Annotated in this window: 23 protein-coding genes and 1 pseudogene; 7 read left to right on the top strand and 17 right to left on the bottom strand. The window is 65.8% G+C overall.

The window, feature by feature from the left end:
• Positions 1-15 precede the first annotated feature (15 nt).
• The 4 genes from L6D75_RS10175 to cbiE all read right to left on the bottom strand — a co-directional run bounded on the left by L6D75_RS10175 (position 16) and on the right by cbiE (position 3,606).
• Complete coding sequence (locus L6D75_RS10175) at positions 16-453, bottom strand: NfeD family protein (RefSeq protein ID WP_176513307.1); 438 nt, start codon at positions 451-453, stop codon at positions 16-18.
• A gap of 138 nt (positions 454-591) precedes the next feature.
• The gene (locus L6D75_RS10170; protein WP_176513308.1) at positions 592-1,311 is read right to left on the bottom strand and encodes a cobalt-precorrin-6A reductase; all 720 of its coding nucleotides are present in this window, start codon (positions 1,309-1,311) and stop codon (positions 592-594) included.
• A complete protein-coding gene (locus L6D75_RS10165) occupies positions 1,308-2,402 on the bottom strand; it encodes a cobalt-precorrin-5B (C(1))-methyltransferase (RefSeq protein ID WP_176513310.1) in 1,095 nt (364 codons plus the stop codon). Before L6D75_RS10165 ends, L6D75_RS10170 begins: the two co-directional genes overlap by 4 nt.
• On the bottom strand, positions 2,395-3,606 hold the full coding sequence (gene cbiE, locus L6D75_RS10160) for a precorrin-6y C5,15-methyltransferase (decarboxylating) subunit CbiE (protein WP_176513312.1): 1,212 nt from the start codon (positions 3,604-3,606) through the stop codon (positions 2,395-2,397). Before cbiE ends, L6D75_RS10165 begins: the two co-directional genes overlap by 8 nt.
• Positions 3,607-3,707: 101 nt before the next feature.
• Between cbiE and cobG the strand changes: the two genes are divergently transcribed.
• The 7 genes from cobG (at position 3,708) to L6D75_RS10125 (ending at position 10,161) form a co-directional block, all read left to right on the top strand.
• On the top strand, positions 3,708-5,039 hold the full coding sequence (gene cobG, locus L6D75_RS10155; protein WP_176513314.1) for a precorrin-3B synthase: 1,332 nt from the start codon (positions 3,708-3,710) through the stop codon (positions 5,037-5,039).
• Positions 5,032-5,658: a precorrin-8X methylmutase gene (locus tag L6D75_RS10150; protein ID WP_176513316.1), complete on the top strand. Its 627-nt coding sequence runs from the start codon at positions 5,032-5,034 to the stop codon at positions 5,656-5,658. Before cobG ends, L6D75_RS10150 begins: the two co-directional genes overlap by 8 nt.
• Entirely contained in the window at positions 5,655-6,389 is a 735-nt protein-coding gene (locus L6D75_RS10145; protein ID WP_176513319.1) for a precorrin-2 C(20)-methyltransferase, read from the top strand. Before L6D75_RS10150 ends, L6D75_RS10145 begins: the two co-directional genes overlap by 4 nt.
• Before the next feature lie 2 nt (positions 6,390-6,391).
• A complete protein-coding gene (gene cobJ / locus L6D75_RS10140; RefSeq protein ID WP_176513334.1) occupies positions 6,392-8,083 on the top strand; it encodes a precorrin-3B C(17)-methyltransferase in 1,692 nt (563 codons plus the stop codon).
• Positions 8,084-8,182: 99 nt separating this feature from the next.
• A complete protein-coding gene (locus L6D75_RS10135) occupies positions 8,183-8,872 on the top strand; it encodes a hypothetical protein (RefSeq protein ID WP_176513321.1) in 690 nt (229 codons plus the stop codon).
• Between the two features lie 61 nt (positions 8,873-8,933).
• On the top strand, positions 8,934-9,551 hold the full coding sequence (locus L6D75_RS10130) for a hypothetical protein (protein WP_176513323.1): 618 nt from the start codon (positions 8,934-8,936) through the stop codon (positions 9,549-9,551).
• Positions 9,538-10,161 (top strand): hypothetical protein, encoded by a 624-nt coding sequence (locus tag L6D75_RS10125; RefSeq protein ID WP_176513326.1) that lies wholly within the window; start codon positions 9,538-9,540, stop codon positions 10,159-10,161. Before L6D75_RS10130 ends, L6D75_RS10125 begins: the two co-directional genes overlap by 14 nt.
• Here L6D75_RS10125 and L6D75_RS10120 read toward each other — a convergent pair.
• From L6D75_RS10120 to L6D75_RS10060, 13 genes and pseudogenes are all read right to left on the bottom strand, one after another.
• Positions 10,158-10,754, bottom strand: a complete 597-nt coding sequence (locus L6D75_RS10120) for a MarC family protein (protein WP_176513328.1) — start codon at positions 10,752-10,754, stop codon at positions 10,158-10,160. The two genes, L6D75_RS10125 and L6D75_RS10120, sit on opposite strands and share 4 nt — an antisense overlap.
• 70 nt (positions 10,755-10,824) lie before the next feature.
• The gene (locus tag L6D75_RS10115) at positions 10,825-13,599 is read right to left on the bottom strand and encodes a hybrid sensor histidine kinase/response regulator (RefSeq protein ID WP_176513330.1); all 2,775 of its coding nucleotides are present in this window, start codon (positions 13,597-13,599) and stop codon (positions 10,825-10,827) included.
• Positions 13,600-13,734: 135 nt separating this feature from the next.
• Positions 13,735-15,030, bottom strand: a complete 1,296-nt coding sequence (gene purD, locus L6D75_RS10110) for a phosphoribosylamine--glycine ligase (RefSeq protein WP_176513332.1) — start codon at positions 15,028-15,030, stop codon at positions 13,735-13,737.
• 177 nt (positions 15,031-15,207) lie between these two features.
• Positions 15,208-16,815, bottom strand: coding sequence for a bifunctional phosphoribosylaminoimidazolecarboxamide formyltransferase/IMP cyclohydrolase (gene purH, locus L6D75_RS10105; RefSeq protein WP_012316411.1), 1,608 nt, complete (start codon positions 16,813-16,815; stop codon positions 15,208-15,210).
• 81 nt (positions 16,816-16,896) lie between these two features.
• A complete protein-coding gene (gene fis, locus L6D75_RS10100; protein ID WP_008093076.1) occupies positions 16,897-17,217 on the bottom strand; it encodes a DNA-binding transcriptional regulator Fis in 321 nt (106 codons plus the stop codon).
• Positions 17,214-18,227: a tRNA dihydrouridine synthase DusB gene (gene dusB, locus L6D75_RS10095; protein WP_176518065.1), complete on the bottom strand. Its 1,014-nt coding sequence runs from the start codon at positions 18,225-18,227 to the stop codon at positions 17,214-17,216. Before dusB ends, fis begins: the two co-directional genes overlap by 4 nt.
• Before the next feature lie 176 nt (positions 18,228-18,403).
• Positions 18,404-19,738, bottom strand: a complete 1,335-nt coding sequence (locus L6D75_RS10090) for a DUF3426 domain-containing protein (protein WP_176518064.1) — start codon at positions 19,736-19,738, stop codon at positions 18,404-18,406.
• A 43-nt stretch (positions 19,739-19,781) separates the two neighbouring features.
• Complete coding sequence (gene prmA, locus L6D75_RS10085; protein ID WP_176518063.1) at positions 19,782-20,660, bottom strand: 50S ribosomal protein L11 methyltransferase; 879 nt, start codon at positions 20,658-20,660, stop codon at positions 19,782-19,784.
• Positions 20,661-20,920: 260 nt separating this feature from the next.
• Positions 20,921-22,276 (bottom strand): acetyl-CoA carboxylase biotin carboxylase subunit, encoded by a 1,356-nt coding sequence (accC, locus tag L6D75_RS10080; RefSeq protein WP_008093082.1) that lies wholly within the window; start codon positions 22,274-22,276, stop codon positions 20,921-20,923.
• A gap of 17 nt (positions 22,277-22,293) precedes the next feature.
• Positions 22,294-22,755, bottom strand: coding sequence for an acetyl-CoA carboxylase biotin carboxyl carrier protein (gene accB, locus L6D75_RS10075; protein ID WP_176518062.1), 462 nt, complete (start codon positions 22,753-22,755; stop codon positions 22,294-22,296).
• Positions 22,756-22,856: 101 nt separating this feature from the next.
• Complete coding sequence (gene aroQ / locus L6D75_RS10070; protein WP_176518061.1) at positions 22,857-23,309, bottom strand: type II 3-dehydroquinate dehydratase; 453 nt, start codon at positions 23,307-23,309, stop codon at positions 22,857-22,859.
• A 179-nt stretch (positions 23,310-23,488) separates the two neighbouring features.
• Positions 23,489-25,255: a protein-disulfide reductase DsbD gene (locus L6D75_RS10065; RefSeq protein WP_176518060.1), complete on the bottom strand. Its 1,767-nt coding sequence runs from the start codon at positions 25,253-25,255 to the stop codon at positions 23,489-23,491.
• A 187-nt stretch (positions 25,256-25,442) separates the two neighbouring features.
• Positions 25,443-25,557: pseudogene (locus L6D75_RS10060) on the bottom strand (IS110 family transposase); the annotation flags it as partial.

The raw sequence follows: 25,557 nt of genomic DNA, 5'->3' as shown, positions 1-25,557 counted from the left end.
CTTTTAGTTGCGAGATCAGGCCCGAATGACCCGGGCGGTATTACCTTCGATGGCGACGAGCCGCACACGCTCGCCGGCGGGGATATCGCTGTCGGCGATGCACACCCACTCCTCGTTGCCCAGCAGCGGCTTCTGGAAGCGCACCCGGCCCTTCTGGAATTGCGAAACGGCGCTGGTCAGCAATCCGACCTCGCCGATCACGCTGTCGGCGGTCCAGCGCACATCAGGCTGCTTGCGCTTGAACAGCTTGAACCAGAGCAACGTGGTGGCCGAGGAGAACAGCACCCACAGCAGCACCTGCATATCCAGCTGCAGGCTGGGGGCGGCCAGGGCGATGAGGGAAACCAGCACGGCACCGATGCCGAACCAGATGATGAAGAACGTGGGCAGGACCAGTTCGAGCAGAATCAGGCCGATGCCGAACACCAGCCAGATCCACCATTGCATTTCCATATGAGTGACGCCTTCCGGGGAGGGGGCTAGAGTCTAATGCCGTCCAGAAGCCAATGGCCACTCAGATCTGTCTGGGTAAATGGTGGGCAATGGTCACAAAAGCTGTAGGAAATGTGGGAGTGCTAGCCGCCTGAGCGTTCAGGGCTCGAGTCTGGCCAGCAGCAGATCAGCACGGGCGAACGTCAAGTCGACTTCGGGCAGCGTCGGGCGCTGCAGTATCAACACAGGCACGCCAAGCTCCCTCGCCACCTCGAGCTTCGGTTCGGTCGCCACGCTGCCGCTGTTCTTGCTGACCAGCACATCGATCCCCCTGCGGGCAAACAAGGCCCGCTCGTCATCGAGCTGAAACGGCCCCCGCGCGCCGATCACCTCGCAGCGTTCATTGCCGGGGCAGGCCTCCAGCGCCCGCAGGGTCCAGAACTGCTCCGAGGGTATCTCGTCGAGATGCTGCAACGGCTCTCGCCCCAAGGTGAACAACGGCCTGTGGAAGGGCTTGAGTGCCTCGATCAGCCCCGCCCAGTCCGCCACTTCACGCCAGTCATCACCGGGCTGCGCCTGCCAGGCCGGGCGGCGCAAGGCCCAGCAGGGGATGCCGACGGCGCGGGCGGCGCTGGCAGCATTGCGGCTGATCTGCGCGGCGTAGGGGTGGGTGGCATCGATCAGCATGGTGATGCCCGCCTCGCGCAGGTAGCGGGCCAGGCCCTCGGCGCCGCCGTAGCCGCCGACCCGCACCTGGCAGGTGAGGTCCTGTGGCACCCGGCCGATTCCGGCCAGGCTGTAGACATGTTCCGGCCCAAGCTGGCGGGCGATGGCCAAAGCTTCGGTGACGCCACCGAGCAGCAGGATGCGCCGGCTCATTGCACACCCGCCTTGCCGACGATGCCGCCCTGGCGGTCGATGGCGAACACTTCCACCTGCACCTGCGCCGGCACCACGCTGCGGGCGAAGGCCAGGGCATGGGCGCACACCGCATCACCCAGGGCGACTCCGGCCGCGTGAGCCAGGGCCAGGGCCTGCTGGCTGGTGTTGGCAGCAATGATCGCCGCCTGCAAGTGTGCATCGGCGCCCACGTCCGCTGCCCAGCCGGCCAGCTGCGGCAGGTCGATGCTCGAATGGCGGCTGTGCAGGTCCATGTGCCCGGCGGCCAGCTTGCTGATCTTGCCGAAGCCGCCGCACAGGCTCAGGCGTGGCACCGGCACCTTGCGCAGGTGCTTGAGCACCGCGCCGACGAAGTCGCCCATCTCGATCAGGGCGATTTCCGGCAGGCCGTAGACCCGGCGCATGGTGTCTTCGCTGGCGTTGCCGGTGCAGGCGGCGATGTGGCGGTAGCCATTGGTGTGGGCCACGTCGATGCCCTGGTGGATCGAGGCGATGTACGCCGAGCACGAGAACGGCCGCACGATGCCGCTGGTGCCGAGGATCGACAGCCCGCCGAGAATGCCCAGGCGCGGGTTCATGGTCTTGAGGGCCAGCGCTTCGCCGTCTTGCACGTTCACCGTGACTTCGAAACCGCCCGGGTAGGCGCAGTCCTGGGCCAGCTGCTGCAGGTGCTCGCCGATCATCCGCCGGGGCACCGGGTTGATCGCAGGCTCACCCACGGCCAGCACCAGGCCTGGGCGCGTGACCGTGCCTACGCCAAGCCCGGCGACGAAACGCACGCCCGGCTCAGCCACCAGGCGCACCTGGCTGTAGAGCAGCGCGCCGTGGGTGACATCCGGGTCGTCCCCGGCATCCTTGAGCGTGCCGGCTTCGGCCCGCTCGCCGTCGCGGCGGCAGAACTCAAGGCGCATCTGCACCACCTTGCCCTTGGGCAGGGTGATGCTCACGGCGTCATCCACCTGGCCGGTGAGCAGCAGGCGCGCCGCCGCCAGGCTGGTGGCGGTGGCGCAGCTGCCGGTGGTCAGGCCACTGCGCAGCGGGGCCGGTTGTTCGCGGGTTTCTTCACGCATCGACGGGTTTCACCACCTCGAGCAAGGTGATCGGCAAGGCCTGGCGCCAGGTATCGAAGGCGCCCAGGGGCTGGGCCTGGGCAACATGGATGCGGGTCAGTTCGCCGCCGTGTCGTTCGCGAAAATGCGCCAGGGCCAGTTCGCTTTGCAAGGTCACGGCATTGGCCACCAGGCGCCCGCCCGGGCGCAGGCGCTCCCAGCACAGCGCCAGTACGCCTTCGCGGGTGACGCCGCCGCCGATGAAGATCGCATCCGGGCGCTCAAGCGCGCTCAGCGCATCCGGCGCCTTGCCCCGCACCAGTTGCAGCCCGGGCACGCCCAGGGCGTCGCGATTGTGTTCGATGAAACCCTGGCGGCCTTCATCGGCCTCGATCGCCACTGCCCGGCAGGCAGGATGGGCGCGCATCCATTCGATGCCGATCGAGCCGCAGCCGGCGCCCACGTCCCACAGCAGTTCGCCCGGCTGTGGCGCCAGGCGGGCGAGGGTGATTGCGCGCACATCGCGCTTGGTCAGCTGGCCATCGTGGCGGAACGCGGTGTCTGGCAAGCCGGCCAGGCGCGACAGGCGCGGTGCATCCGCCGTGGCCTGGCATTCGATGGCGACCAGGTTGAGCGCGGCCGCCGCCGGGTAGGGCCAATCGTCGGCACTGCCCGAAAGCTGGCGCTCGGCCGGCCCACCCAGGTGTTCGAACACCTGCAGGCGGCTCGGCCCGAAGCCGCGTTTGCGCAGCAGCGCCGCGATGGCCGCGGGGCTGTCGCCATCATTGCTCAGCACCAGCAGGCGCATCCCGCTGTACAGGTGGGCATTGAGCGCAGCCAGCGGGCGCGCCACCACCGACACCACCTGCACCTCCTGCAGTGGCCAGCCAAGGCGCGCGGCGGCCAGGGCACAGGAGGAGGGCATCGACAGCACCTGCATTTCTTCGGCCGCGACCTGCCGTGCAAGGCTGGCGCCCACGCCGTAGAACATCGGGTCGCCGCTGGCCAGCACGCACACCGGCTCGCCGCGCAGTGCCAGCACCGGGGCCAGGGAAAACGGGCTTGGCCAGTCCTGCCGCGCGCCACTGATGCAGCGCGGCAGCAAGGCCAGCTGGCGAGGGCTGCCGATGATCCGCGAAGCGCCCAGCAAGGCGCGCCGGGCCTGCTTGCCCAGGCCGCTGAAACCTTCTTCGCCAATGCCTATTACTGTCAGCCAGGGTGCCATTCGATCCAATCCGCCCATCATCCGCGACCACCGGCTTTTCATGCCGCCGGACAAAGCAGGCATAATACCGCGCCTTCTACACTCAAGCGCATTTTCAGCGATTGCCGGACGCCCCTTTGAAGCAGGTCCATACCCCTACCGTTTCGCCCCGTCCCTCGGCCTGCCCGGGGTTGTGGCGTATCGTCAGTGCCCGTGACGGCGGCATCTGCCGCATCAAGCTGCCCGGCGGCCTGCTGCTGGCCGAGCAGGCCGAGGCGGTGGCGGGGGCGGCCGAGCGCTATGCCTCGGGGGTGATCGAGGCGACCAACCGCAGCAACCTGCAGATTCGCGGCATCGGCAACGACCACGCAGGGTTGCTCGACAGCCTGCTGGCAGCCGGGCTCGGCCCACGGGATGCGGCCAGCGATGATGTGCGCAACCTGATGCTCAGCCCCTTGGCCGGGCATGACCCGTCGATGCTGCTGGATGTGCGGCCGCTGGCCGGGCAGATTCTCGACCTGCTGCAAGGCACGCCACGCTTTCACCAGCTGTCGGCCAAGTTTGCCGTGCAGCTGGACGGCGGCGAAGGCCTGGCCATGCTCGAACACCCCCACGACCTGTGGCTCTGCGCCTTGCGCCTCGAGCAGCAGACCTGGCTGGCATTTGGCCTGGCCGGCAGCCCGGCCAGTGGTCGCGTGCTCGGCGCCGTACCGCTGGCGCAGGGCCTGGCGCTGGTGCGGGCGGTGCTCGAACGCTTCCTCGACCTGGCGACCCCCGAGCAGGCGCGCATGCGCCAGTTGCTGCAGGCGTGCCCCGCCGACCGGTTCGTCGATGGCCTTGGCCTGCAGGTGCGCCGCGATGCGGCCGTGCTCGGCTGGCGCCGTGAGGCGGCTCCAAGCCCATGGCTGGGCGCCATCGACCAGCAGCAGGGCCTGGCCCTGGGCGTGGCGCCACCGCTGGGCAGGTTCACCCCCGCGATGCTGCGAGGCATCGCCCAGGTCGCCCGCGAACTAGGCGACGCCAGCGTGCGCCTGAGCCCTTGGCAGAGCCTGGTGCTGACCAACATCGACCCCGCCGGCCTGGCGCAGGCCCAGCGCACGCTGTCGGCCCTGGGCCTGCTGTGTCACGCCCACGAACCCCTGGCGCGCATCGTCGCCTGCACCGGTGCCAGCGGCTGCGCCAAGGCGCTCGGGCAGACCAAGGCCGACGCGCTGGCGTTGTCGGCGCTGCTGCCCGCAGGCGCCCCGGCCAGCGTGCACCTGTCGGGCTGCGCCCGCTCCTGTGCCATGGCCCATGCCGCCCCGGCCACCCTGCTGGCCCGTGCCCCGGGCCGCTACGACCTCTATGTGCGTGACGCGCGCCAACCGGGCTTCGGTGCCCTGCGCGCCACCGACCTCACCTTGAATGAAGCAGGCGCCATGCTCGCCCTGCCGACGGAGCACCTTGATGATTGACTACATCCGCGATGGTCAGGAGATCTATCGCAATTCCTTCCGGATCATCCGCGAGGAAGCCCGGCTCGAGCGGATTCCCGCCGACCTGGAAAAGCTGGCCGTGCGGGTGATCCACGCCTGCGGCATGGTCGAGGCGATCGACGGCCTGCAGTTCTCCGAAGGTGCCGGCCGTGCCGGGCGTGAAGCCCTGGCCAACGGCGCGCCGATCCTCTGCGATGCGCACATGGTGGCCGAAGGCATCACCCGTGCGCGCCTGCCGGCCAACAACCAGGTCATCTGCACCCTGCGCGACCCCAGCGTCCCGGGCCTGGCCAAGGACGCCGGCAACACCCGCTCGGCGGTGGCGCTGGAGCTGTGGCGGTCGCACCTGGAAGGCAGCGTGGTGGTGATCGGCAACGCGCCGACCGCGCTGTTCTACCTGCTGGAAATGCTTGACGCCGGCGCACCCAAGCCTGCGCTGATCCTCGGTTTCCCGGTCGGCTTCGTTGGCGCGGCAGAGTCCAAGGCGATGCTCGCCGCCGACAGCCGCGGCGTGCCGTTCGTGATCATGCAGGGCCGCCTGGGCGGCAGCGCGATGGCTGCTGCCGCAGTCAACGCCCTGGCCACGGAGGTGGAATGATGGCGCCGCGCGGACGTCTGCTGGGCCTGGGCGTAGGCCCGGGCGACCCTGAACTGATCACCGTCAAAGCCCTGCGCCTGTTGCGCGAGGCCCCGGTAGTCGCCTACTTCGTGGCCAAGGGCAAGCGTGGCAATGCCTTTGGCATCATCGAGGCGCACCTGCAAGGCGAACAGGCCCTGTTGCCGCTGGTGTACCCGGTGACCACCGAGGCGCTGCCGGCGCCGCTGTCCTACGAGCAGGTGATCAGCGACTTCTACGATGAAGCCAGCGTGCAGGTGGCCGAACACCTGGACGCCGGGCGCGACGTGGCGGTGATCTGCGAGGGCGACCCGTTCTTCTACGGCTCCTACATGTACCTGCATGACCGCCTGGCGCAGCGCTTCGAGGCCGAAGTGATCCCGGGCGTCTGCTCGATGCTAGGCGGCGCTTCGGTGCTGGGCGCACCGCTGGTGTATCGCAACCAGAGCTTGTCGGTGCTGTCGGGCGTGCTGCCTGCCGAGGAGCTCAAGCGGCGCCTGGCCGACGCCGATGCGGCGGTGATCATGAAGCTTGGGCGCAACTTCCCCAAGGTACGTGAGGTGCTGGTGGAACTGGGCCTGGACGGGCGTGCGCTGTACGTCGAGCGCGCCACCATGGCCAACCAGAAGATCGTGCCGCTGGACGAGGTCGACCCGCAATCCTCGCCTTACTTCTCGCTGATCATCGTGCCGGGTGAAAAATGGCAGGGATGAGCATGCACAGCGCCCCGGCAATCATCGTCCTCGGCCCGGGCAGCCTGGCCACGGCGCAACGGATCCAGCAGCGCTATCCGGCGGCGACGATTCACGGCCTCAGTGGCCGGGTCGAAGGCGCCGAGGCGTATTACCAGGCGTTCGGCGACACGCTGCGCGCGCTGTACCTGCAGGGCACGCCGATCGTCGCCTTGTGCGCGGCAGGCATCGTCATCCGCAGCCTTGCCAGCCTGCTTGGCGAGAAGGGCGAGGAGCCGCCGGTGCTGGCAGTGGCCGAGGACGGCAGCGCCGTGGTGCCGCTGCTTGGCGGGCTGAGTGGCGTCAACGTCATGGCCCGCGAGCTGGGCGACGCGCTGGGCGTGGCGGCAGCCATCACCACCAGTGGCGAGCTGCGCTTTGGCACCTGCCTGCTGAACCCGCCCGAAGGCTATGCCTTGGCGGATATCGAGCAGGGCAAGCGCTTCGTCTCCGACCTGCTGGCGGGCGAAGCGGTGCGTGTCGAAGGCGACGCGCCCTGGTTGCTGCAGGCTCAGTTGCCGGCCAGCGACAGTGCCCAGCGCACCATTCATGTGGGCTGCGATGCACGCCCGGCCAGCCGCGACGAGTTGCTGATCCACCGCCGCTCGCTGGTGGTGGCGCTTGCCGAAGCCGGGCCGGATCTGCTGGCGCGGATTCGCGATGCGCTGCGCGAGGCCGGCCTGGCGGAGCAGGCTCTGGCTTGCCTGCTGGCCGTCGATACCTTGATGGCCGAGCCCGCGCTGCATGAAGCGGCTGCGGCACTTGGCGTGGGCCTGCGGTTTGCGCCGCCTTCCGCCAGCCTGGCCAGCCTGCTGGCCGACGAAATACCGGGCGCCACGCTGGTGGAGCAGGCGGACATGGTCATCGCCATCGCCCCGGCACCTGTCGATGTGGCCCGGGTCGGTCGCCGCCGTGGCCGCCTGGCAGTGATCGGCCTTGGCCCGGGCGCCGCCGAACTGATGGTGCCTGCGGTGAAGGCCGAGCTGGCGCGTGCCGAAGACGTGCTGGGCTATGAAACCTATGTGCGCATGGCCGGCCCGTTCCGCGACGACCAGGTGCTGCACTGCACCGACAACCGTGAAGAAATGCAGCGCGCCAGGCATGCCTTCGAGCTCGCCGCCCAAGGCCGTTCGGTGGTGGTGGTGTCGTCGGGCGACCCGGGCGTGTTCGCCATGGCTGCCGCAGTGCTCGAAGCGCTGCACGCATCCGACGACCCGGCCTGGCACCGTGTCGACCTGCAAATGCTGCCGGGGGTTTCAGCGTCGCTGGCCACCGCTGCCCAGGCCGGTGCGCCGCTGGGGCATGACTTCTGCGTGATGTCGCTGTCGGATAACCTCAAGCCCTGGTCAATCATCGAAAAACGCCTGGACCTGGCGGCCCAGGCCGACCTGGTACTGGCCTTCTACAACCCGATTTCCAAATCCAGGCCGCACCAGCTTGGGCGGGCGCTGGAGGTTGTGCGTCGGCACCGGGAGGGGAATACACCTGTAGTCCTTGGCCGTGACATCGGTAGGCCGGGGCAGACGCTCAAGGTGGTGTCGCTGGCCGAGCTGGTGCCGGAGATGGTCGACATGCGCACCATGGTGCTGCTGGGGTCCTCCACTACCTGCCAGTTCCCCAAGGCCGATGGCACCCAGTGGGTGTACACGCCGCGCTGGTATCCGAGCGCAGGCTGAGCACCAAGGGAAACGGGTCATGCCTGCTCCCCCGTCATTTGCAGCATAGGGTGAAGGCCCCTCGACGATCCCCGTCGGGGCCTTCAAGGTACTCTGCACATGACCGATCAAAACCCTGTCAGTGGCGACAGCATCGCCGTCGTCGAACAATCCCTCCTCGCGCTGAGCGCTGGCATTTCCGCGCAAAAACGCCGCGATGCCAAAACCACCTTCCAGTTCGCCTCTCGCGTGGCTTCCAAGCAGCACGATCGCGATGGCGAATCCGAGGCCTGGTTCAACAAGTTCCTGGAAGTGATGCGCACCTGTGGCTGGGTGGTGGGCAAGCGCTCCTACGAGCGTGACTACGACCAAAGCCGCTCGCTGACCCTGGGGCCGGTGGCCTTCAAGGTCGCCAGTGCCGCGGGCCAGGCCTTGCTCGGCGGCCCCTTGGGCGAGGCCATCACCCAGTTGATCGGCAAGGGCCTGGAGGCGCTGGGCGGCATCACCGAAGCGCAGGAAATCTACAAGCAGAACATCAAGGGCCACCCGGTCTCGACCACGGGCCTGGCGGCCTGTATCGAAACTCCCGAGGGTGAACTGTTCATGCTGGTGAACGCCTTCAGTGCTTCGCCGAGCGAAAACGACCTGGATACCCTGGTGTTCGAGTGGAGGAGCTCGAGCACGGAGCGGTACAGCGGTTCGGTCGTGCTGAGCTTCAACGAGGTGGTGTACACCGACGAGGTGCGGGCGTCGATCGAAGGCAAGCTCATCGACAAGGCAGTTAAGGCCGTCAGCGAATTCGAGATCTGATCTGCAGCGGGGCCTGATGGCCCCGTTTTCTTTTTCTGCGCTTGAAACTCGAGGTATTTCGATGAGTAAGGAAAGCTATTCCCTGTGGCTCGCTGGCGGCACGGCCTTGCTGGTCGCGCAGGCAGCGCTGCCACAAAGGCAGTACGCGCTGGACTCTCTGCTGTACGCCCAGCTGCATTCAGACAAGCTCAATGGCTCACGTTTTGCCAACTATGCGCGTTGGTACAGCGGCTACCGCACGGCATTGGAGGAGCGTGGCTGGGTTCTCACCCGCAGTCACAGCGATTACCAGGAGAGTGCCGTCGCCTTGCCGCTGAATTTGCTCAGGGACAGGTTGCAGGCACGCCACCCCGGCCTATCCGGCTATCTGCAAGCGGCCGTTACCCAGCTGACCCAGAATCCGGCGCAGCAGTGCCTGAATTCATTCACCGTGGCCAAAAGCGGCGTCGTCCATGAACTGGGCGTTCTGTTACCGGGCCCATCGATCGATCTCTGCGGGCTGGCCCAAGACGGTTTGGCGAAAGGGATCGACCTGCGCGAAAGCGTTGTGATACTGAGCGACTACGTGTCTGAATCTGATCACCGCAAGCTGCACGCCGTGCTCGAGTCCAGCGAGCATGGCAAACACATCAGGCAGCTGGGCCTGCTCGAACAGGAGGCTAGCCATGGACCGACATGAAGCCGTCGTGGTGGGTGGCAGCCTGGTGTCCTTGCTCCCTGGAACCAACCCGCGTCAGCGCGAGGCGGTGAAGCTGGCGTCGTTGTGGGCCGAGGATGCGACCATGAATGACGTGCCGCACGAATCGGCCGAAGCGCAGTACCGCTATTACCTGAGAAAGTTGATGCACCTGGGCACGGACGCGAGGTCGGCAGAACAGGTCCACTGGCCTGATCCACAGCGTGCGATAAAGGTCGAGCAGGTGCTGGCCAGGATCGGTGCCGTCGCCGGGCAAGCGCACGCCAGCCACATGTCACTGACGTTCGAAGCGCTGAAAAGAAACGGCCAGCCATTGCTGAATTTCGAGTCACACAGCAATCAGCGCGCGCAATTTCAGCTGTTGTCCTGCGCGCCTTCGAGTAGCAATTACGTTGACATCGTCCTGTATCACGAAGCGGGGGAGGGTTCGGCCTTCACGGCGGGCTTTCTGTTTCGCGAGCGGCGCAACATGCGGGTCAACGCCGAGCTGGTGCGCTTCAATACCCTGCAGTTCGACCTGCTTTGGCGCAGCAAGGTCGAGCGAGGGCTGCACGTGATGTCGCTCAAGGACATCCATGAGATGGAGATCTAGGGCAGCAGGTAGCCCTTGATCCCGGTAAAGATGATCTGCGCCGCCAGCGCGCAGACGAACAACCCCATCAGCCGGCTGACGATCTGCAGGCCCTGGTCGCCGAGGATGCGCTCGATGCCATGCGAGAGGTACAGCACCAGGCCCACGGTGAAGCTGGCCAGGGCAATGCTGATGATCGCCAGCAGCTTGTCGTCCCAATGCGGTTGCCCCACGCCCATCACCAGCAGTGCACCGATGGTGCCGGGGCCTACCGTGAGCGGGATGGTCAGCGGCACGATGGTCACATCCTGCTGCACGTTGTCGGCCTGAACGGCCGGCTTGCCCTGGGCCATGCTCAGGGCCGAGATGAACAGCACGCTGCCGGCGCCGATGCGAAAGGCGTCGGCGGTGATGCCGAAGATGCCGAAGATCACCCGGCCGAACAGATACAACAGCACGCTGGCAACCAGCGCCGCAAAGGCCACCTTCCAGGCCAGCTGCTTGCGCTCCTTGCTGGAGTGGCCGCGGGTCAGGCTGATGAAGCACGACAGCACGAAGAATGGGCTGTAGAGCACGAGCATCTTGAGGTAGACACTGAACAACTCATGGAGCATGAGCGCGATTCCTGGCAGGGCCGTCGAGGGCAGGGCTTACCCGTGACGCGGGGGATGCAGCCACTATAGTTCAGGAGGTATGCAGCGGATCGTCAGCCTTGGCTTCGCGCTGCCTGGCCCAGTACTGGATCAGCTCGCGCAGCTGCGAAAGCTCCACCGGCTTGGCCATGTGCCCATCCATGCCGGCCAGGCGCGCGCGCTCCTTGTGCTCGGCCAGGATGTGCGCGGTCAGGGCCACGACCGGCGTGCGCCGGCGCTGGTTGGCCAGCTCCCAGTCGCGCAGCTGCTGGGTCGCGGAGAAGCCATCGAGAATCGGCATTTCGCAGTCCATCAACACCAGGTCATAGCGCTGGGCCTTCATCGCCTGCAGGGCTTCTTCGCCGTTGCTGGCGGTGTCCGGGTCGAGGTTCAGCTTGCCCAGCATGCCGCGGATCACCTTGGTCGAGATGCTGTTGTCTTCGGCCACCAGCACGCGGAAATCCCCCGGAAGCTCCGGCGCCGATGGCGTGTTCGCCACGCTGCTCGGCACCGCCTGCTCGCGGCCGCGCTGGGCCAGTTCTTCGGCCAGGGTGGTCTTCAGGGTGTAGCCGGCCACCGGCTTGGCGAGGATGCGCTTGACCCCGGCGTTGCGGGCGATGACCTTGCTCGGCGCGTTGCTGATGCCGGTGAGCATCACCACCAGGATGTCGTGGTTCAGGCTCGGGTCTTCCTTGATCTTGGCCGCCAGCTGCATGCCGGTCATGCCAGGCATGTTCTGGTCGAGCAGCACCGCGTCGAAGTAGTCGCGCAGGTGCGCCTTGGTCCGCAGCAGGGCCAGCGCTTCCTTGCCGGATGGCACCGCGCTGACATTCATGCCCCAGGCGCTGCACTGTTGCACCAGCACCTTGCGGCAGGTGTCGTTGTCGTCCACCACCAGCACCCGGGCGTCGCGCAGCGGGCCGTCGAGGTCGGCCGGCGGCTGCTCCAGGCGCGAGGGGTCGAGCGGCAGGGTCAGCCACAGGGTGTTGCCCATGCTGGTGCTGCTCTTGATGCCGAACTCGCCCTGCATCAGGCCGATGAGCTGCTTGGCGATCACCAGGCCCAGGTGGCCACCGAGCTTGTTGCTGGAAAGGAAGTGGTGGCTGTGCAGTTCGGCCTGCAGCAGGGCTTCGCGCTCGGCGGCCGGCAGCGGCTCGCCGCTGTCCTGCACGGCGATGCGCAGGCGTGGCACTTCGCCGCGCTGGTCCAGCGCCACCACCAGCAGGATCTCGCCCTGGTCGGTGTTCTTCAGGGCGTTTTCCAGCAGGCTCGACAGGGCCTGGCGCAGGCGCGTCGGGTCGCCGCTGATCACCCTCGGTACCTGCGGCTGGGTGAAGCTGATCAGCTCGATGTTCTGCTGCTCGGCCTTGGCCCGGAAGATGTTCAGGCAATCTTCGATCAGGGCGTTGAGGTCGAACTGCACGTCGTCCAGTTCGATCTGCCGCGATTCGAGCTTGGAAATGTCGAGAATCTCGTTGATCAGCGTGAGCAGTTCGTTGCCGGCGCTGTGGATGGTCTGCACGTAGTCGCGCTGCTTGACCGACAGCGGCGTGCCCAGCAGCAGCTCGGTCATGCCCAGCACGCCGTTCATGGGGGTGCGGATTTCGTGGCTGATCTTGGCGAGGAACTCGGCCTTGGCATTGATTTCGGCATCGCTGGCGGCCAGCGCCCGGCTGGCGCTGAAACGCTCTTCGCTCATGCGCCGCAGGCGCTCGCTGACGGCCAGGTTGAGCAGCAGCCCGCACACCACCGTCAGGCCCATGAGGATGCACAGCAGCCATGGCGTGGAGGTGCGGGTGAGGCCCAGCAGGGCCGGCAGCAGCACCAGGCCACCGAGGTTGAACACCAGCATGGCCAGGCTGAACAGCCGTGCCGGCGTGTAGCCCTTGTACCAGTGGTAGCTGCTGACCAGCAGCATGGTCAGGCTGCCCAGGGCCAGCAGGGCATAGGTCATCAGGTTGAGCGGCAGGGTGTCGACGAACAGCAGGATCAGCCCGCTGACCGCAGTGACCAGCATTTCGCCCTGCAGCAGGCGGTCGAGCCGCGGCGAGCGGCAGGGGGCGAAGAAGTGCTGGGTGAAATACAACCCCGCCAGGCCCGCCAGCACGAGTGTGAGGTAGGCGGCCGGGGTTTGTGCGCTGTGCCACAGGTGCCACCAGGGGCCGCTGAGGTTGAGCAGGATCAGGCCGCTGAGCAGCATCAGGCCGTGGTACAGGGCAAGAATCAGGGTGGTGCTGGAGCGGGTGTAGAGGAAGCGGATCAGGTTGTGCAGGATCAGCATCAGCAAACCGCCGAAGAGCATGCCGAACAGCAACGGCAGGCTGTGGTCGGAGGCGGCCACGGCCGCAGGCTCGAGGCTGATGGCCGGGCGCAGCTGGTGCTCGGAGACCAGGCGCAGGTAGATATCCAGCGGGTGCGTGCTGTTGGGCAGTGGCAGTACATGGTCGCTGCCGCGCAGGGTTGGGCTGGCATTGCCGGCCTGGCGGCCATGGCGCAGCTGGCGCAGCAACTTGTCGCCATCGAGGGCGTACAGGTCCAGGTGCGAGAGGTCGGGGGCGAATACCCGCAGCAGTTGCTCCTGGTCACCCGGTTCCAGGCGGTAATGCAGCCACAGTGCCTGTTCGGCAGGGGCGGCATCGAGTTCGCCGAGGGTGGTGGGGCTGAACTGGCTGCGATAGCGATCGGAACGCACATCGCTCAATTGCAGGTTGGCCTGTTCGTCGAGCAGAACGGACCAGCCACCGCCTTGCTCGGCCGAAGCCGGGAGCAGGCAGAGCAAGGTCAGCAAGCTGACGATCAGAGCTGTGGCAATCCGAAGCCGACGCACTACGAGATCCCTTCCTAGCCGATGTGCCGGGTATTAACTATGCGCGGCGCGCCAAGTCGAAGGCAAGGCCCCAGTGGGGCCTCGTCGACGAGCCGAATGCCGCATGCGCAAGGCGCAGCGGCCATTCGGTAAAACTTACTGCTGGTGTTCACCGCGCTCGCGGGCGATGGCCCGGTAGCCGATGTCGGTGCGGTAGAAGCTACCGTTCCAGGACACTTCCTTGGCCAGGCGGTAGGCCTGCTGCTGGGCGTCGGCCACGCTGGCGCCCATGGCGGTGGCGCAGAGCACGCGGCCGCCGTTGCTGACCACTTGGCCATCCTTGAGCGAAGTGCCGGCGTGGAACACCTTGCCTTCGATCTTGGCGGCTGCATCCAGGCCGTTGATCACCTCGCCCTTGGCGTAGTCGCCCGGGTAGCCACCGGCGGCCAGCACCACGCCCAGGCTCGGGCGCGGGTCCCACTGGGCCTCGACCTTGTCCAGGGCCTTGGCGAAGGCGGCTTCGATCAGCAGCACCAGGCTCGACTCCAGGCGCAGCATGACCGGCTGGGTTTCAGGGTCGCCGAAGCGGCAGTTGAACTCGATGACCTTGGGGTTGCCCGCCTTGTCGATCATCAGGCCGGCATACAGGAAGCCGGTGTACACGTTGCCTTCCTCGGCCATGCCGCGCACGGTCGGCCAGATCACCTGGTCCATCACGCGCTGGTGCACGTCGGCGGTGACCACCGGCGCCGGGGAGTAGGCACCCATGCCGCCGGTGTTGGGGCCGGTGTCCTGGTCGCCGACGCGCTTGTGGTCCTGGCTGGTGGCCATGGGCAGCACGTTGTGGCCGTCGACCATGACGATGAAGCTGGCTTCCTCGCCGTCGAGGAACTCTTCGATCACCACGCGCGAACCTGCGTCACCGAAGGCGTTGCCGGCGAGCATGTCACGCACGGCGTCTTCGGCTTCCTGCAGGGTCATGGCGACGATCACGCCCTTGCCTGCGGCCAGGCCGTCGGCCTTGATCACGATCGGCGCGCCCTTTTCCTTCAGGTAGGCCAGGGCTGGCTCGATCTCGGTGAAGTTCTGGTAGTCGGCGGTCGGGATCTTGTGGCGTGCCAGGAAATCCTTGGTAAAGGCCTTGGAGCCTTCCAGCTGGGCCGCGCCCTTGGTCGGGCCGAAGCAGTCCAGGCCGCGGCTGCGGAACAGGTCGACGACGCCAATGACCAGTGGCGCTTCTGGGCCGACGATGGTCAGGTCGACGTTCTTCTCGGCGAAATCGGCCAGTTGCTCGAGGGCGGTGACGTCGATGGCGACGTTCTCGCACTTGGCTTCGATGGCGGTGCCGGCGTTGCCCGGGGCAACGAAGACTTTCTCGACGCGTGGGTCCTGGGCGACTTTCCAGGCCAGGGCGTGCTCACGGCCGCCGCTGCCGATGATCAAAACTTTCATGTCAAAACCTCTGTTTGGCGGCGATCCTCGTTCCCTGTAGGAGCGGCCTTGTGTCGCGAAAGGGCTGCAAGGCAGCCCCAGGGTTCATGCGGCGATGCTTGAAACCTGGGGCCGCTTTGCGGCCCTTCGCGACGCAAGGCCGCTCCTACAGGGCCGGGGATCGCCCGGCCATCTTGATTAGTGGCGGAAGTGGCGCATGCCGGTGAACACCATCGCGATGCCGGCTTCGTCGGCAGCGGCGATGACTTCAGCATCACGCATCGAACCACCCGGCTGGATCACGGCGCTGATACCCACTTTAGCCGCATTGTCGATGCCATCACGGAACGGGAAGAACGCATCCGAGGCCATCACCGCGCCCTGCACCTGCAGGCCAGCATGCTCGGCCTTGATGGCAGCAATGCGGGCGGAGTTGACGCGGCTCATCTGGCCGGCGCCGACGCCGATGGTCTGGCGCTGCTTGGCGTAGACGATGGCGTTGGACTTGACGAACTTGGCCACTTTCCAGGCGAACACCAGGTCGTGGATCTCTTGCTCGGTCGGTGCACGCTTGGTGACGATCTTCAAATCTTCGGCGGTGATCATGCCGTTGTCGCGGCTCTGCACCAGCAGGCCACCGTTGACGCGCTTGAAGTCCCAACCGGCAGCACGCTCGGCAGGCCACTCGCCGCACTCGAGCAGGCGCACGTTCTGCTTGGCCGCGACCACGTCGCGGGCAGCCTGGGAGATTTTCGGGGCGATGATCACTTCGACGAACTGGCGCTCGACGATGGCCTTGGCGGTTTCGCCGTCCAGCTCGCGGTTGAAGGCGATGATGCCGCCGAACGCCGACTCGGTGTCGGTGGCGTAGGCCAGGTCGTAGGCCTTGCGGATGCCGCCTTCGTCTTCAGGCACCACGGCCACGCCGCACGGGTTGGCGTGCTTGACGATGACGCAGGCCGGCTTGACGAAGCTCTTCACGCACTCCAGCGCGGCATCGGTGTCGGCCACGTTGTTGAACGACAGCTCCTTGCCCTGCAGCTGGATGGCGGTGGAAACGCTGGCCTCGCCTTTTTTCGCTTCAACGTAGAACGCCGCGCTCTGGTGCGGGTTCTCGCCGTAGCGCATTTCCTGGGCCTTGACGAACTGGCTGTTGAAGGTGCGCGGGAATTCGCTGCGCGCTTCGGTGGACAGCGTGTCCTTGGCCTGGTCGATGGTGCCCATGTAGTTGGCGATCATGCCGTCGTAGGCGGCGGTGTGCTCGAACGCCTTGAGCATCAGGTCGAAGCGCTGGGCGTAGGTCAGGCCACCGGCCTTGAGGCCTTCGAGGACGCTGGCGTAGTCGCTGGCATTGACCACGATGGCCACGTCCTTGTGGTTCTTGGCTGCCGAACGGACCATGGTCGGGCCGCCGATGTCGATGTTCTCGATGGCGGTCGGCAGGTCACAGCCAGGCTTGGCGATGGTGGCTTCGAACGGGTACAGGTTGACGGCGACCAGGTCGATCGGCTTGATGCCGTGCTCGTTCATGATGGCGTCGTCGACGCCGCGACGGCCGAGGATGCCACCGTGGATCTTCGGGTGCAGGGTCTTGACCCGGCCATCCATCATTTCGGCGAAGCCAGTGTAGTCGGCCACTTCCACCGCGTTCACGCCGTTGTCCTTGAGCAGCTTGTAGGTGCCGCCGGTGGACAGGATCTCGACACCGAGCTGTTGCAGCTCACGAGCGAATTCGAGGATACCGGTCTTGTCGGAGACGCTGATCAGGGCGCGGCGGACTGGCAGGCGGGTAGTCTGGTCGGTCATTTCGGATTCCAATAACGCGGTGGAGTCAGCAAAAAAGGCGCCTCTGTTCAGGGAGCCGCCTTTTCTGATTGGGATTCTGGCTTACAGCAAGTCGTACTGCTTGAGCTTCTTGCGCAGGGTGCCTCGGTTGAGCCCGAGCATCTCGCTGGCCTTGGTCTGGTTGCCCTTGACGTAATTCATCACGCTCTCGAGCAGGGGCGCCTCGACTTCGGAGAGCACCAGGTTGTACACGTCAGTGACGGTTGCGCCTTCCAGGTGTGCGAAGTAGTTGTGCAGCGCCTTCTCGACGCTGTCGCGAAGGGTCTGGCCCTCTTCGCTCGGCGTGTTGAGGTGCTGTTTGAGGTTGGCGTTGTCGCTCACGGGCGTTGTTCCACTCACTAATGTCTCGGTCATCATCGTCATGCGGCCACCCCTTGTTCGTCCTCTGTCTCAAGGCTCTGTCGACGTTCGCTGAAGTACTCGCGAACGTTGGCGCACTGCGCTTGTGTGTCTTCCAAAGCGTTGAACCGGGAGCGAAACTCCTTGCCGCCGGGTCGTGTTGCCAGGTACCAGCCAACGTGCTTGCGGGCGATACGAACGCCCATCACATCGCCATAGAAGGCGTGCAGCGCAGCCAGGTGCTCCAGCAGGATTCGTTCCACTTCGTCCAGCTTGGCGGCAGGCAGGTGCTCGCCGGTCGCCAGGTAATGCGCGATCTCGCGAAAGATCCAGGGGCGCCCTTGGGCGGCCCGGCCGATCAGCAGACCGTCGACCCCGGTGGCGTCCAGCACCGCCCGGGCCTTTTCTGGCGAAGTGATATCGCCGTTGGCAAAAACCGGGATGGACACCGCCTGCTTGATGGCAGCGATGGTGTCGTATTCGGCTTCGCCGGTGTACAGGTCGGCGCGTGTGCGGCCATGCACCGCCAGCGCCTGGATGCCGGCCTGTTCGGCGAGCTTCGCCACGTTCAGGCCGTTCTTGTTCGCCCGGTCCCAGCCGGTACGAATCTTCAGGGTCACCGGGACGTCCACCGCACCGACCACGGCGTGGAGGATCTCGCTGACCAAAGCTTCATCTCTCAATAAAGCAGAGCCTGCAGCTTTGTTGCAGACTTTTTTTGCCGGGCAGCCCATGTTGATATCGATGATCTGGGCACCCGCCTCGACGTTGGCCCGGGCCGCCGCCGCCATCATCTGCGCATCGCCACCGGCGATCTGTACCGAGCGTGGCTCGGGATCACCTTCGTGGATGCGGCGCAGGCTCGACTTGCGGCTGTTCCACAGGCTCATGTCGCTGCTGACCATCTCCGACACCACCATGCCCGCGCCCAGGCGCTGGCAAAGTGTACGGAAAGGCTGGTCCGTGACCCCGGCCATGGGCGCGAGGATCAGGTTGTTGCGTAGTGTGTATGGGCCGATGCGTACCGCCGACATAGGTGTTCCCTGTTGTGGGGCCGAATCATTGGAGTCGAAAAAGGGTTGGCATGATACCCGCTCTCGGTGACCGGATAAAGATGGATTTGGATAAATTCTGAACAGTTGTCGGCTTATGCCCTAACGCAAACCGAGCGCCTTTGCAGGCCCCCGCAGGGCAGGCTGCGGGGCACTGGTTATTCGGGGGAGCGGAAGCTGAGGCTGTAGTTCACGGCCTTGGGGCCCGGGTCGAGGATGTCCAGGGCGATGTGGATCGGCGTCTGGCTGGGCATTTCGCCACGCCCGGCCAACTCGCCGGAGAGGTATTCGCTGGGTTTGAAGCGACGGCTGGCGATGAGCTGGCCGTTGAGGTCGGCGAAACGCAGCTCCAGCAGCGGGAACGGCTGGGCGAACGGGGCACGGTTGTAGATGATCGCGTCGACGATCAGCGCGCCCTTGAAGTCCGGGTGGCTGCGCACCACCAGGTTGCTGCTCTTGATGCGCGCGATATCGACGCGGGTCGGCACCTGGCAGCCCAACATCGGGCACAGTTGCTGAAAGATCGGCCGGTACTGGTCCTGGCGGGCCATTTCGTCGAAGTGGAACCACACGTACTGGAATGCCAAAAGGCCTGCGGCCAGCAGGGTCAGCACGCCCCACAGCAGGCGCTTGCCCCAGTTGGGCTTGGGTTTTTCCCAGCCCAGTTGCAGCGGGTCATCGACCACGTCGACCAGCGGTTCCTTGCGCGAGGGGCGCTCGGCCTTGGCGGCAAAGCCAGGCTCCAGGCGCTCGCCGGGCAGCGGCTCGACAGGCTCGTCATCGCGCGCCGACAGATGGATGTCCATTTCGTCGTCATCCCGGGCGCTCAGGCCTTTTGCATGGATGACGTCATCGTCGTCGCTGGCATGCGGCTCGTCGAAACGCTCGGGCTCGGCAGGCGCGGCACGCTCGTCTTCGAGGTCCAGGTCCAGGTTGGTGCCCAGGGTCGGCTCGGTGCGATCACCGGGGGCCGGCTCCAGGTCCAGTGGCTCCTGCTCCAGCAATACCGGGGCGGGCGCGTGATGGGCTGGGGTCTCCGGGTGCTCGTCGGTGGCGGTGCCGAACAGCGCATCGTCATCCTCGTCGCCGGCCGGCTCGTCGCGCCGCGCCTGCAAGGCCTGCGAGGGTGCGGCAGGGCGCGGTTCCTCAGGCTTGCTGCGGCGCTCCAGGCGCGCCAGTTCCTGGTCCAGGTCGAGCTCGTCCAGGGCTTGCGCGGTGGCGGCCCAATCCTCGGGTTCGACCGGCGGGCGCACGACAGGGGCCGGCTCCGGTACCGGCGCCGCCACGGGCTCGACCAGCGCTGCTGGTGCAGGCGCTGCAGCAGGCTCGCCGCCGGCCTTGGCGCGGGTCTGCTCGAGCAACTGCTTCGCCGCATTGAACACCTGCAGGCAATGCCCGCAGCGCACCACGCCGCGCGCTACGCTCAGCTGGTGGTGAGTGACGCGAAAGCTGGTCTGGCAATGCGGGCACTGGGTGACGAAACTGTCGGTCATGCGGCGATCCGGGGGGCTGTGCAGAGGTTAAGTCTAGGCCCGCTTAGCGGCGGCGACCACTGATGCGCACCCAGCCGTCGCGTACGACGATCGGGTCCAGCTCGAAGTCGGCGGCGTAGGCGGCGGCCACTTCCTCACCCTGTTCGGCGAGGATGCCCGACAGCGCCAGCAAGCCACCTGGGCGAACCAGCCCCGACAGTTGCGGCGCCAGCGAGACCAGCGGCCCTGCGAGGATGTTGGCGACCAGTACGTCGGCCTGCATGGCCGGCATCTGCTCGGGCAGGTACAGGGCGAACTTGTCATCGCTGATGCCGTTGCGCTGGGCGTTGTCGCGCGAAGCTTCCAGGGCCTGCACGTCGATGTCGGTACCGACCGCCTCACGGGCGCCGAGCAGCAGCGCGGCGATGGCCAGGATGCCCGAGCCGCAGCCGAAGTCGAGCACCTGGGTGCCTTGCATCTGCTGGCCGTCGAGCCATTCCAGGCACAAGGCGGTGGTCGGGTGGGTGCCGGTGCCAAAGGCCAGGCCCGGGTCGAGCAGCAGGTTGACCGCGTCCTTTTCCGGCGCCTCGTGCCAGCTCGGCACGATCCACAGGCGCTGACCGAAACGCATCGGCTGGAAGTTGTCCATCCAGCTGCGTTCCCAGTCCTGGTCCTCGATCACCTCGGCGTGGTGCTCGGGCAGTTCGGCGTTGGTCAGCAGGCGCAGGTGGGCGAACACCGCTTCAGGCTGGGCGTGCGCTTCGAACAGGGCCAGCAAGTGGGTGTGCGACCACAGCGGGGTGGTGTTGAGGTCGGGTTCGAAGATCGGCTGGTCTTCGGCATCCATGAACGTGACCGAGACGGCGCCGACTTCGAGCAGGGCGTCTTCGTAGGTTTCGGCTTGTTCCGGGCTGATGGCCAGGCGTACTTGCAGCCAAGGCATGGCGGGCACCTTTGGTAAATCGACAGGGGCAGCCCGAGGCTGCGCGAAGGCTGGCAGTTTACGCGAGTGCAGGGGGTTTGTAGAGCAGGGGCGCGCGTGCGTGTCGCCTTCTTCGCGGGGCAAGCCCGCTCCCACAGGATTATCGCTGCACTTGAGTTGGCGCAGTTCCTGTGGGAGCCGGCTTGCCGGCGATGAGCACCTGCCAGGCAATAAAAAACCCCGGCACTGGGCCGGGGTTTTCATGCATCACGCTAACGCGATCACTCCTGGTTGGCCAGTTTGTGCTCGAGGTAGTGGATGTTGACGCCGCCTTTGCAGAAACCTTCATCACGCACCAGGTCGCGGTGCAGCGGGATGTTGGTCTTGATGCCGTCGACGACGATCTCGTCCAGGGCATTGCGCATGCGCGCCATGGCTTCGTCGCGGTCCTTGCCGTAGGTGATCAGCTTGCCGATCAGCGAGTCGTAGTTCGGCGGAACCGAGTAGCCGCTGTACAGGTGCGAATCTACGCGCACGCCGTTGCCGCCTGGGGCGTGGAAGTGCTTCACCTTGCCGGGGCTCGGGATGAACTTCTTCGGGTCTTCGGCGTTGATACGGCATTCCAGCGAGTGGCCACGGATGACCACGTCTTCCTGGCGGATCGACAGCTTGTTGCCAGCGGCGATGCTGAGCATCTCCTTGACGATGTCGATACCGGTGACCATTTCCGACACCGGGTGCTCAACCTGCACGCGGGTGTTCATCTCGATGAAGTAGAAACGGCCGTTCTCGTACAGGAACTCGAAGGTACCGGCACCGCGGTAGCCGATCTCGACGCACGCATCGACGCAACGCTTGAAGACTTCCTGGCGGGCCTTCTCATCGATGCCCGGGGCCGGTGCTTCTTCCAGTACCTTCTGGTGACGGCGCTGCAGCGAGCAGTCGCGGTCGCCCAGGTGGATGGCGTTGCCCTGGCCGTCGGACAGCACCTGAACTTCCACGTGGCGTGGGTTGGTCAGGAACTTCTCCAGGTAGACCATCGGGTTGCCGAAGGCAGCGCCGGCTTCGGTACGGGTGAGCTTGGCCGAGGCGATCAGGTCCTCTTCCTTGTGCACCACGCGCATGCCGCGACCACCACCGCCACCGGCGGCCTTGATGATCACCGGGTAGCCGACGTCACGGGCGATCGCCAGGGCGACCTCCTCGTCTTCGGGCAGCGGGCCATCGGAGCCTGGTACGGTCGGTACGCCGGTCTTGATCATCGCGTCCTTGGCCGAAACCTTGTCGCCCATCAGGCGAATGGTGTCGGCTTTCGGGCCGATGAAGGCGAAACCGGATTTCTCCACCTGCTCGGCGAAGTCGGCGTTTTCCGCCAGGAAGCCGTAGCCAGGGTGAATGGCGGTGGCGCCTGTCACTTCAGCCGCGGCGATGATCGCCGGGATGTGCAGGTACGAATCTTTGGACGAAGCAGGACCAATGCAGACCGACTCGTCTGCCAGGCCCAGGTGCATCAGTTCGCGGTCGGCCGTGGAGTGCACGGCGACGGTCTTGATGCCCAGCTCTTTGCAGGCACGCAGGATCCGCAGGGCAATTTCCCCGCGGTTGGCGATCAGGACTTTTTCCAGCTTCCCAGACATCGTTGGCTCTCCGCGAATCAAACGATGGTGAACAGCGGCTGGTCGAACTCAACCGGCTGACCGTCTTCCACCAGGATGGCGTCGATGACACCGCCGACATCGGCTTCGATGTGGTTCATCATCTTCATCGCTTCGACGATGCACAGGGTGTCGCCTTTCTTCACGCTCTGGCCAACTTCAGCGAAGTTCGGCGAGGTCGGCGAAGGCTTGCGGTAGAAGGTGCCGACCATTGGCGAGCGGACCACGGTGCCTTTGAGGGCTGGGGCGGCAGCGGCAGCTTCGGCAACCGGGGCAGCAGCGGCAGCAGGCGCTGCGACAGGGGCGGCAGCCATCGGGGCTGGTGCGTAGAACTGCTGGGCAGCTGGGGTCTTGCTGTGACGGCTGATACGGACCGACTCTTCGCCTTCCTTGATCTCCAGTTCGTCGATGCCAGACTCTTCCAGCAACTCGATCAGTTTCTTGACTTTACGGATATCCATTAATCATCAACTCCCAAAGGTTCGGTCAGGGGGCGTAATTTAAAAACGTATCTGAGACGTTTCTCTCGAACCCCGGCCCACGTGGGCCAAGGTCGCAATCATCAGGGCTGTGCGTTGGCAGCCAGTTGTTCCAGCGCGGACTCCAGGGCCAGGCGATAACCGCTGGCGCCCAGGCCGCAGATCACCCCTACGGCGACATCGGAAAAGTAGGAGTGGTGACGGAACGGTTCGCGTTTGTGCACGTTGGACAGGTGCACTTCGATGAATGGGATGCTCACCGCAAGCAATGCGTCACGTAATGCGACGCTTGTGTGGGTGAAAGCAGCCGGATTGATCAGGATGAAGTCCACACCCTCGTTGCGTGCGGCATGAATACGGTCGATCAGTTCGTACTCGGCATTGCTCTGCAGGTACTGCAGATGGTGACCAGCGGCGCGGGCTCGCTGCTCCAGGTCCTGGTTGATCTGGGCCAGGGTCATGGCGCCGTAGTGGCCAGGTTCCCGGGTACCGAGCAGGTTCAGGTTGGGGCCGTGAAGCACCAGTAGGGTTGCCATCTGCGGATTCCTTGGATTTGTAGGGCAATTCGACACAGCGCGGCGAGTGTGCCGTAAAGCGACGGCAAGTGTCCAGTTCCCGGCAATAGCCAGCACGATGTCCGAGGTTCGCGCGAAGTATGTGACCAAATAATTAAATCTGGTCACTCATGCGCAGAAAGTTGCCGGCTCGCGGGAAGTTATAGACCGAGTTTGCCGCGCACGCGCGCAAGAACGTCGGCGAAATCGACGGCGTTTATCTCGCCAATCACCCGATCAGTGGTCATTTCGCTGCCGTTCGCGGCAAAGAACAGCAGCGCCGGTGGGCCGAACAACTGGTAGCGGTCGAGCAGGGTGCGCTGCTCGGCGTTGCTCTGGGTGATGTCGAAACGCAGCAGTTTGAAGGCGCCCAACTGGGCTTGCACCGGGGGGGCGTTGAGCACTTCGTGCTCGATCACCTTGCAGCTGATGCACCAGTCGGCGTACCAGTCCAGCAGCACCGGCTGGCCGCTGGCCTTGGCTTGCGCCAGGGCGGCGTCCAGGGCTGCGGGCGTGGTGATGGTTTGCCAGGCGCTTTGCTGGGCTGGGCCACTGCTGGCAGTGGCAACGCTGGGCGGCGGCAGCGGGCGCAGCGGGTCGCCCTGGCCGCTCAGTGCGCCATACCAGCAGGCCAGGGCGTACACCAGCAAGGCCAGGCCAAGCAGTTGGGCCAGGCGTTGGCGTGGCGTCTTGATCACGAACTCCAGGGCGCCGAGGAACAGCGCCACGCCGGCGGCCAGCAAGCCGACCAGCAACAAGGTCGCAGGCCCGGGCAGCACGCGGCTGAGCAGGCCGATGGCCAGGCCCAGCAGCAATACGCCGATGGCGTTTTTCACTGTGTTCAGCCAAGGGCCGCTCTTCGGCAGCCAGGCCGCGCCGCCTGTGGCCACCAGCAGCAGCGGCGCGCCCATGCCCAGGCCCAGGGCGAACAGTTTGAGCGCACCGCCCAGGGCATCGCCGCTGGCACTGATATAAAGCAGGGCGCCGGCCAGCGGCGCCGAGACGCACGGCGACACCAGCAGGCTCGACAGCACGCCAAGCACTGCAGCGCCCAGTAGCGAGCCGCCCTTGGTGCGGTTGGCCACGCTGTCCAGGCGGTTGCTCAGGGCTTGCGGCAGTTTCAGCTCGAACAGGCCGAACATGGCCAGGGCGAACAGCACGAAGAACAGCGCGAACGGCACCAGCACCCAGGCCGATTGCAGCCGCGCCTGCAGGTTCAGGCCCGCGCCGAACAGCCCCATCAATGCGCCCAGCACGGCGAAGCTGGCCGCCATCGGCAGGATGTACGCCAGCGACAGCGCAAGGCCACGCGGGCCGCCGACCTGGCCGCGCAGCACCACGCCGGAGAGGATCGGCAGCATGGGCAGCACGCAGGGCGTGAAGGTCAGGCCGACCCCGGCGAGGAAGAACAGCAGCAACGACTTCCAGCTCCAGGCCTGTTCACCGCTGGCCGGCACTGCGCCACCTTCGCCATCGATGCTCAGCCGTTCGGTCTCGGGTGGGTAGCACAATCCCTTGTCGGCACAGCCCTGGTAGCCCACCAGCAAGGTGAAGGCGCGGGCGTCGGTGCGCGGCAGTTCGATGTCGAGCACGCCGTGGTAGACCTCCACGTCGCCGAAGAACTCGTCGTGCTTGGCGTCGCCCTTGGGGATGTTCGGCGTGCCCAGGGCGATGTCCGCAGGCTCGGTGCGGAACTGGAAACGATGGCGGTAGAGGTAGTAGCCCTCGGTGGCGACGAAGCGCAGCTTGATGCTGTGCGCGTCGGCCTGGATCAGGTCGAGCTTGAAGGCCTCGTGCACCGGCAGGAAGTCGGCACCGTTGGACAGCGAGGCGGCGCCGAGGGTGGCGCTGGGGCGGTTGTCGAGCAGGCCCGTGGCGAAGGCAGGGGCGGCCAGCAGCAGGAACAGCAGGAAAAACAGGCGGCGCATGACGGACTCGCGAGGTGGAACGTGCCGGGCATGATAGCGGAGTTGCCGGGGGTTGGCAGGGGGGTGTCTGGGGGCGCGACGCATGGTCGCTGGTTGTGTTGCGCCAGTACTGGCCCTATCGCCGGCAAGCCGGCTCCCACACGTACCCCACAGATCTCAAGTGCTGTGGGGTTGCCTGTGGGAGATTCTATGGTTGGGGGCAAAGTTTTTTGCCCCCGTTACTGATGTATTCGCTTTGGTTTTTCATCAGGGCGAACGCAATTCTGGCTAATTTCCGGGACAGGATGACGAGGGCCTGCGTG

This window comes from Pseudomonas faucium (genome assembly GCF_021602585.1).
Taxonomy (GTDB): Bacteria; Pseudomonadota; Gammaproteobacteria; order Pseudomonadales; family Pseudomonadaceae; genus Aquipseudomonas; species Aquipseudomonas faucium.
This window is presented reverse-complemented; position numbering and strand designations above follow the sequence as displayed.

Bases quoted from the DNA above. Each gene is read 5' to 3' on its own strand.
- accC (WP_008093082.1), bottom strand. From the start codon at position 22,276: ATGTCTGGGAAGCTGGAAAAAGTCCTGATCGCCAACCGCGGGGAAATT.
- L6D75_RS10065 (WP_176518060.1), bottom strand. From the start codon at position 25,255: ATGCGCCGCCTGTTTTTCCTGCTGTTCCTGCTGCTGGCCGCCCCTGCC.
- L6D75_RS10120 (WP_176513328.1), bottom strand. From the start codon at position 10,754: ATGCTCCATGAGTTGTTCAGTGTCTACCTCAAGATGCTCGTGCTCTAC.
- purH (WP_012316411.1), bottom strand. From the start codon at position 16,815: ATGACCGACCAGACTACCCGCCTGCCAGTCCGCCGCGCCCTGATCAGC.
- L6D75_RS10150 (WP_176513316.1), top strand. From the start codon at position 5,032: ATGATTGACTACATCCGCGATGGTCAGGAGATCTATCGCAATTCCTTC.
- aroQ (WP_176518061.1), bottom strand. From the start codon at position 23,309: ATGGCAACCCTACTGGTGCTTCACGGCCCCAACCTGAACCTGCTCGGT.
- dusB (WP_176518065.1), bottom strand. From the start codon at position 18,227: ATGTCGGCGGTACGCATCGGCCCATACACACTACGCAACAACCTGATC.
- fis (WP_008093076.1), bottom strand. From the start codon at position 17,217: ATGACGATGATGACCGAGACATTAGTGAGTGGAACAACGCCCGTGAGC.
- cobJ (WP_176513334.1), top strand. From the start codon at position 6,392: ATGCACAGCGCCCCGGCAATCATCGTCCTCGGCCCGGGCAGCCTGGCC.
- accB (WP_176518062.1), bottom strand. From the start codon at position 22,755: ATGGATATCCGTAAAGTCAAGAAACTGATCGAGTTGCTGGAAGAGTCT.
- L6D75_RS10165 (WP_176513310.1), bottom strand. From the start codon at position 2,402: ATGCGTGAAGAAACCCGCGAACAACCGGCCCCGCTGCGCAGTGGCCTG.
- L6D75_RS10170 (WP_176513308.1), bottom strand. From the start codon at position 1,311: ATGAGCCGGCGCATCCTGCTGCTCGGTGGCGTCACCGAAGCTTTGGCC.
- L6D75_RS10130 (WP_176513323.1), top strand. From the start codon at position 8,934: ATGAGTAAGGAAAGCTATTCCCTGTGGCTCGCTGGCGGCACGGCCTTG.
- L6D75_RS10145 (WP_176513319.1), top strand. From the start codon at position 5,655: ATGATGGCGCCGCGCGGACGTCTGCTGGGCCTGGGCGTAGGCCCGGGC.
- L6D75_RS10175 (WP_176513307.1), bottom strand. From the start codon at position 453: ATGGAAATGCAATGGTGGATCTGGCTGGTGTTCGGCATCGGCCTGATT.
- purD (WP_176513332.1), bottom strand. From the start codon at position 15,030: ATGAAAGTTTTGATCATCGGCAGCGGCGGCCGTGAGCACGCCCTGGCC.
- cbiE (WP_176513312.1), bottom strand. From the start codon at position 3,606: ATGGCACCCTGGCTGACAGTAATAGGCATTGGCGAAGAAGGTTTCAGC.
- L6D75_RS10135 (WP_176513321.1), top strand. From the start codon at position 8,183: ATGACCGATCAAAACCCTGTCAGTGGCGACAGCATCGCCGTCGTCGAA.
- L6D75_RS10125 (WP_176513326.1), top strand. From the start codon at position 9,538: ATGGACCGACATGAAGCCGTCGTGGTGGGTGGCAGCCTGGTGTCCTTG.
- prmA (WP_176518063.1), bottom strand. From the start codon at position 20,660: ATGCCTTGGCTGCAAGTACGCCTGGCCATCAGCCCGGAACAAGCCGAA.
- L6D75_RS10090 (WP_176518064.1), bottom strand. From the start codon at position 19,738: ATGACCGACAGTTTCGTCACCCAGTGCCCGCATTGCCAGACCAGCTTT.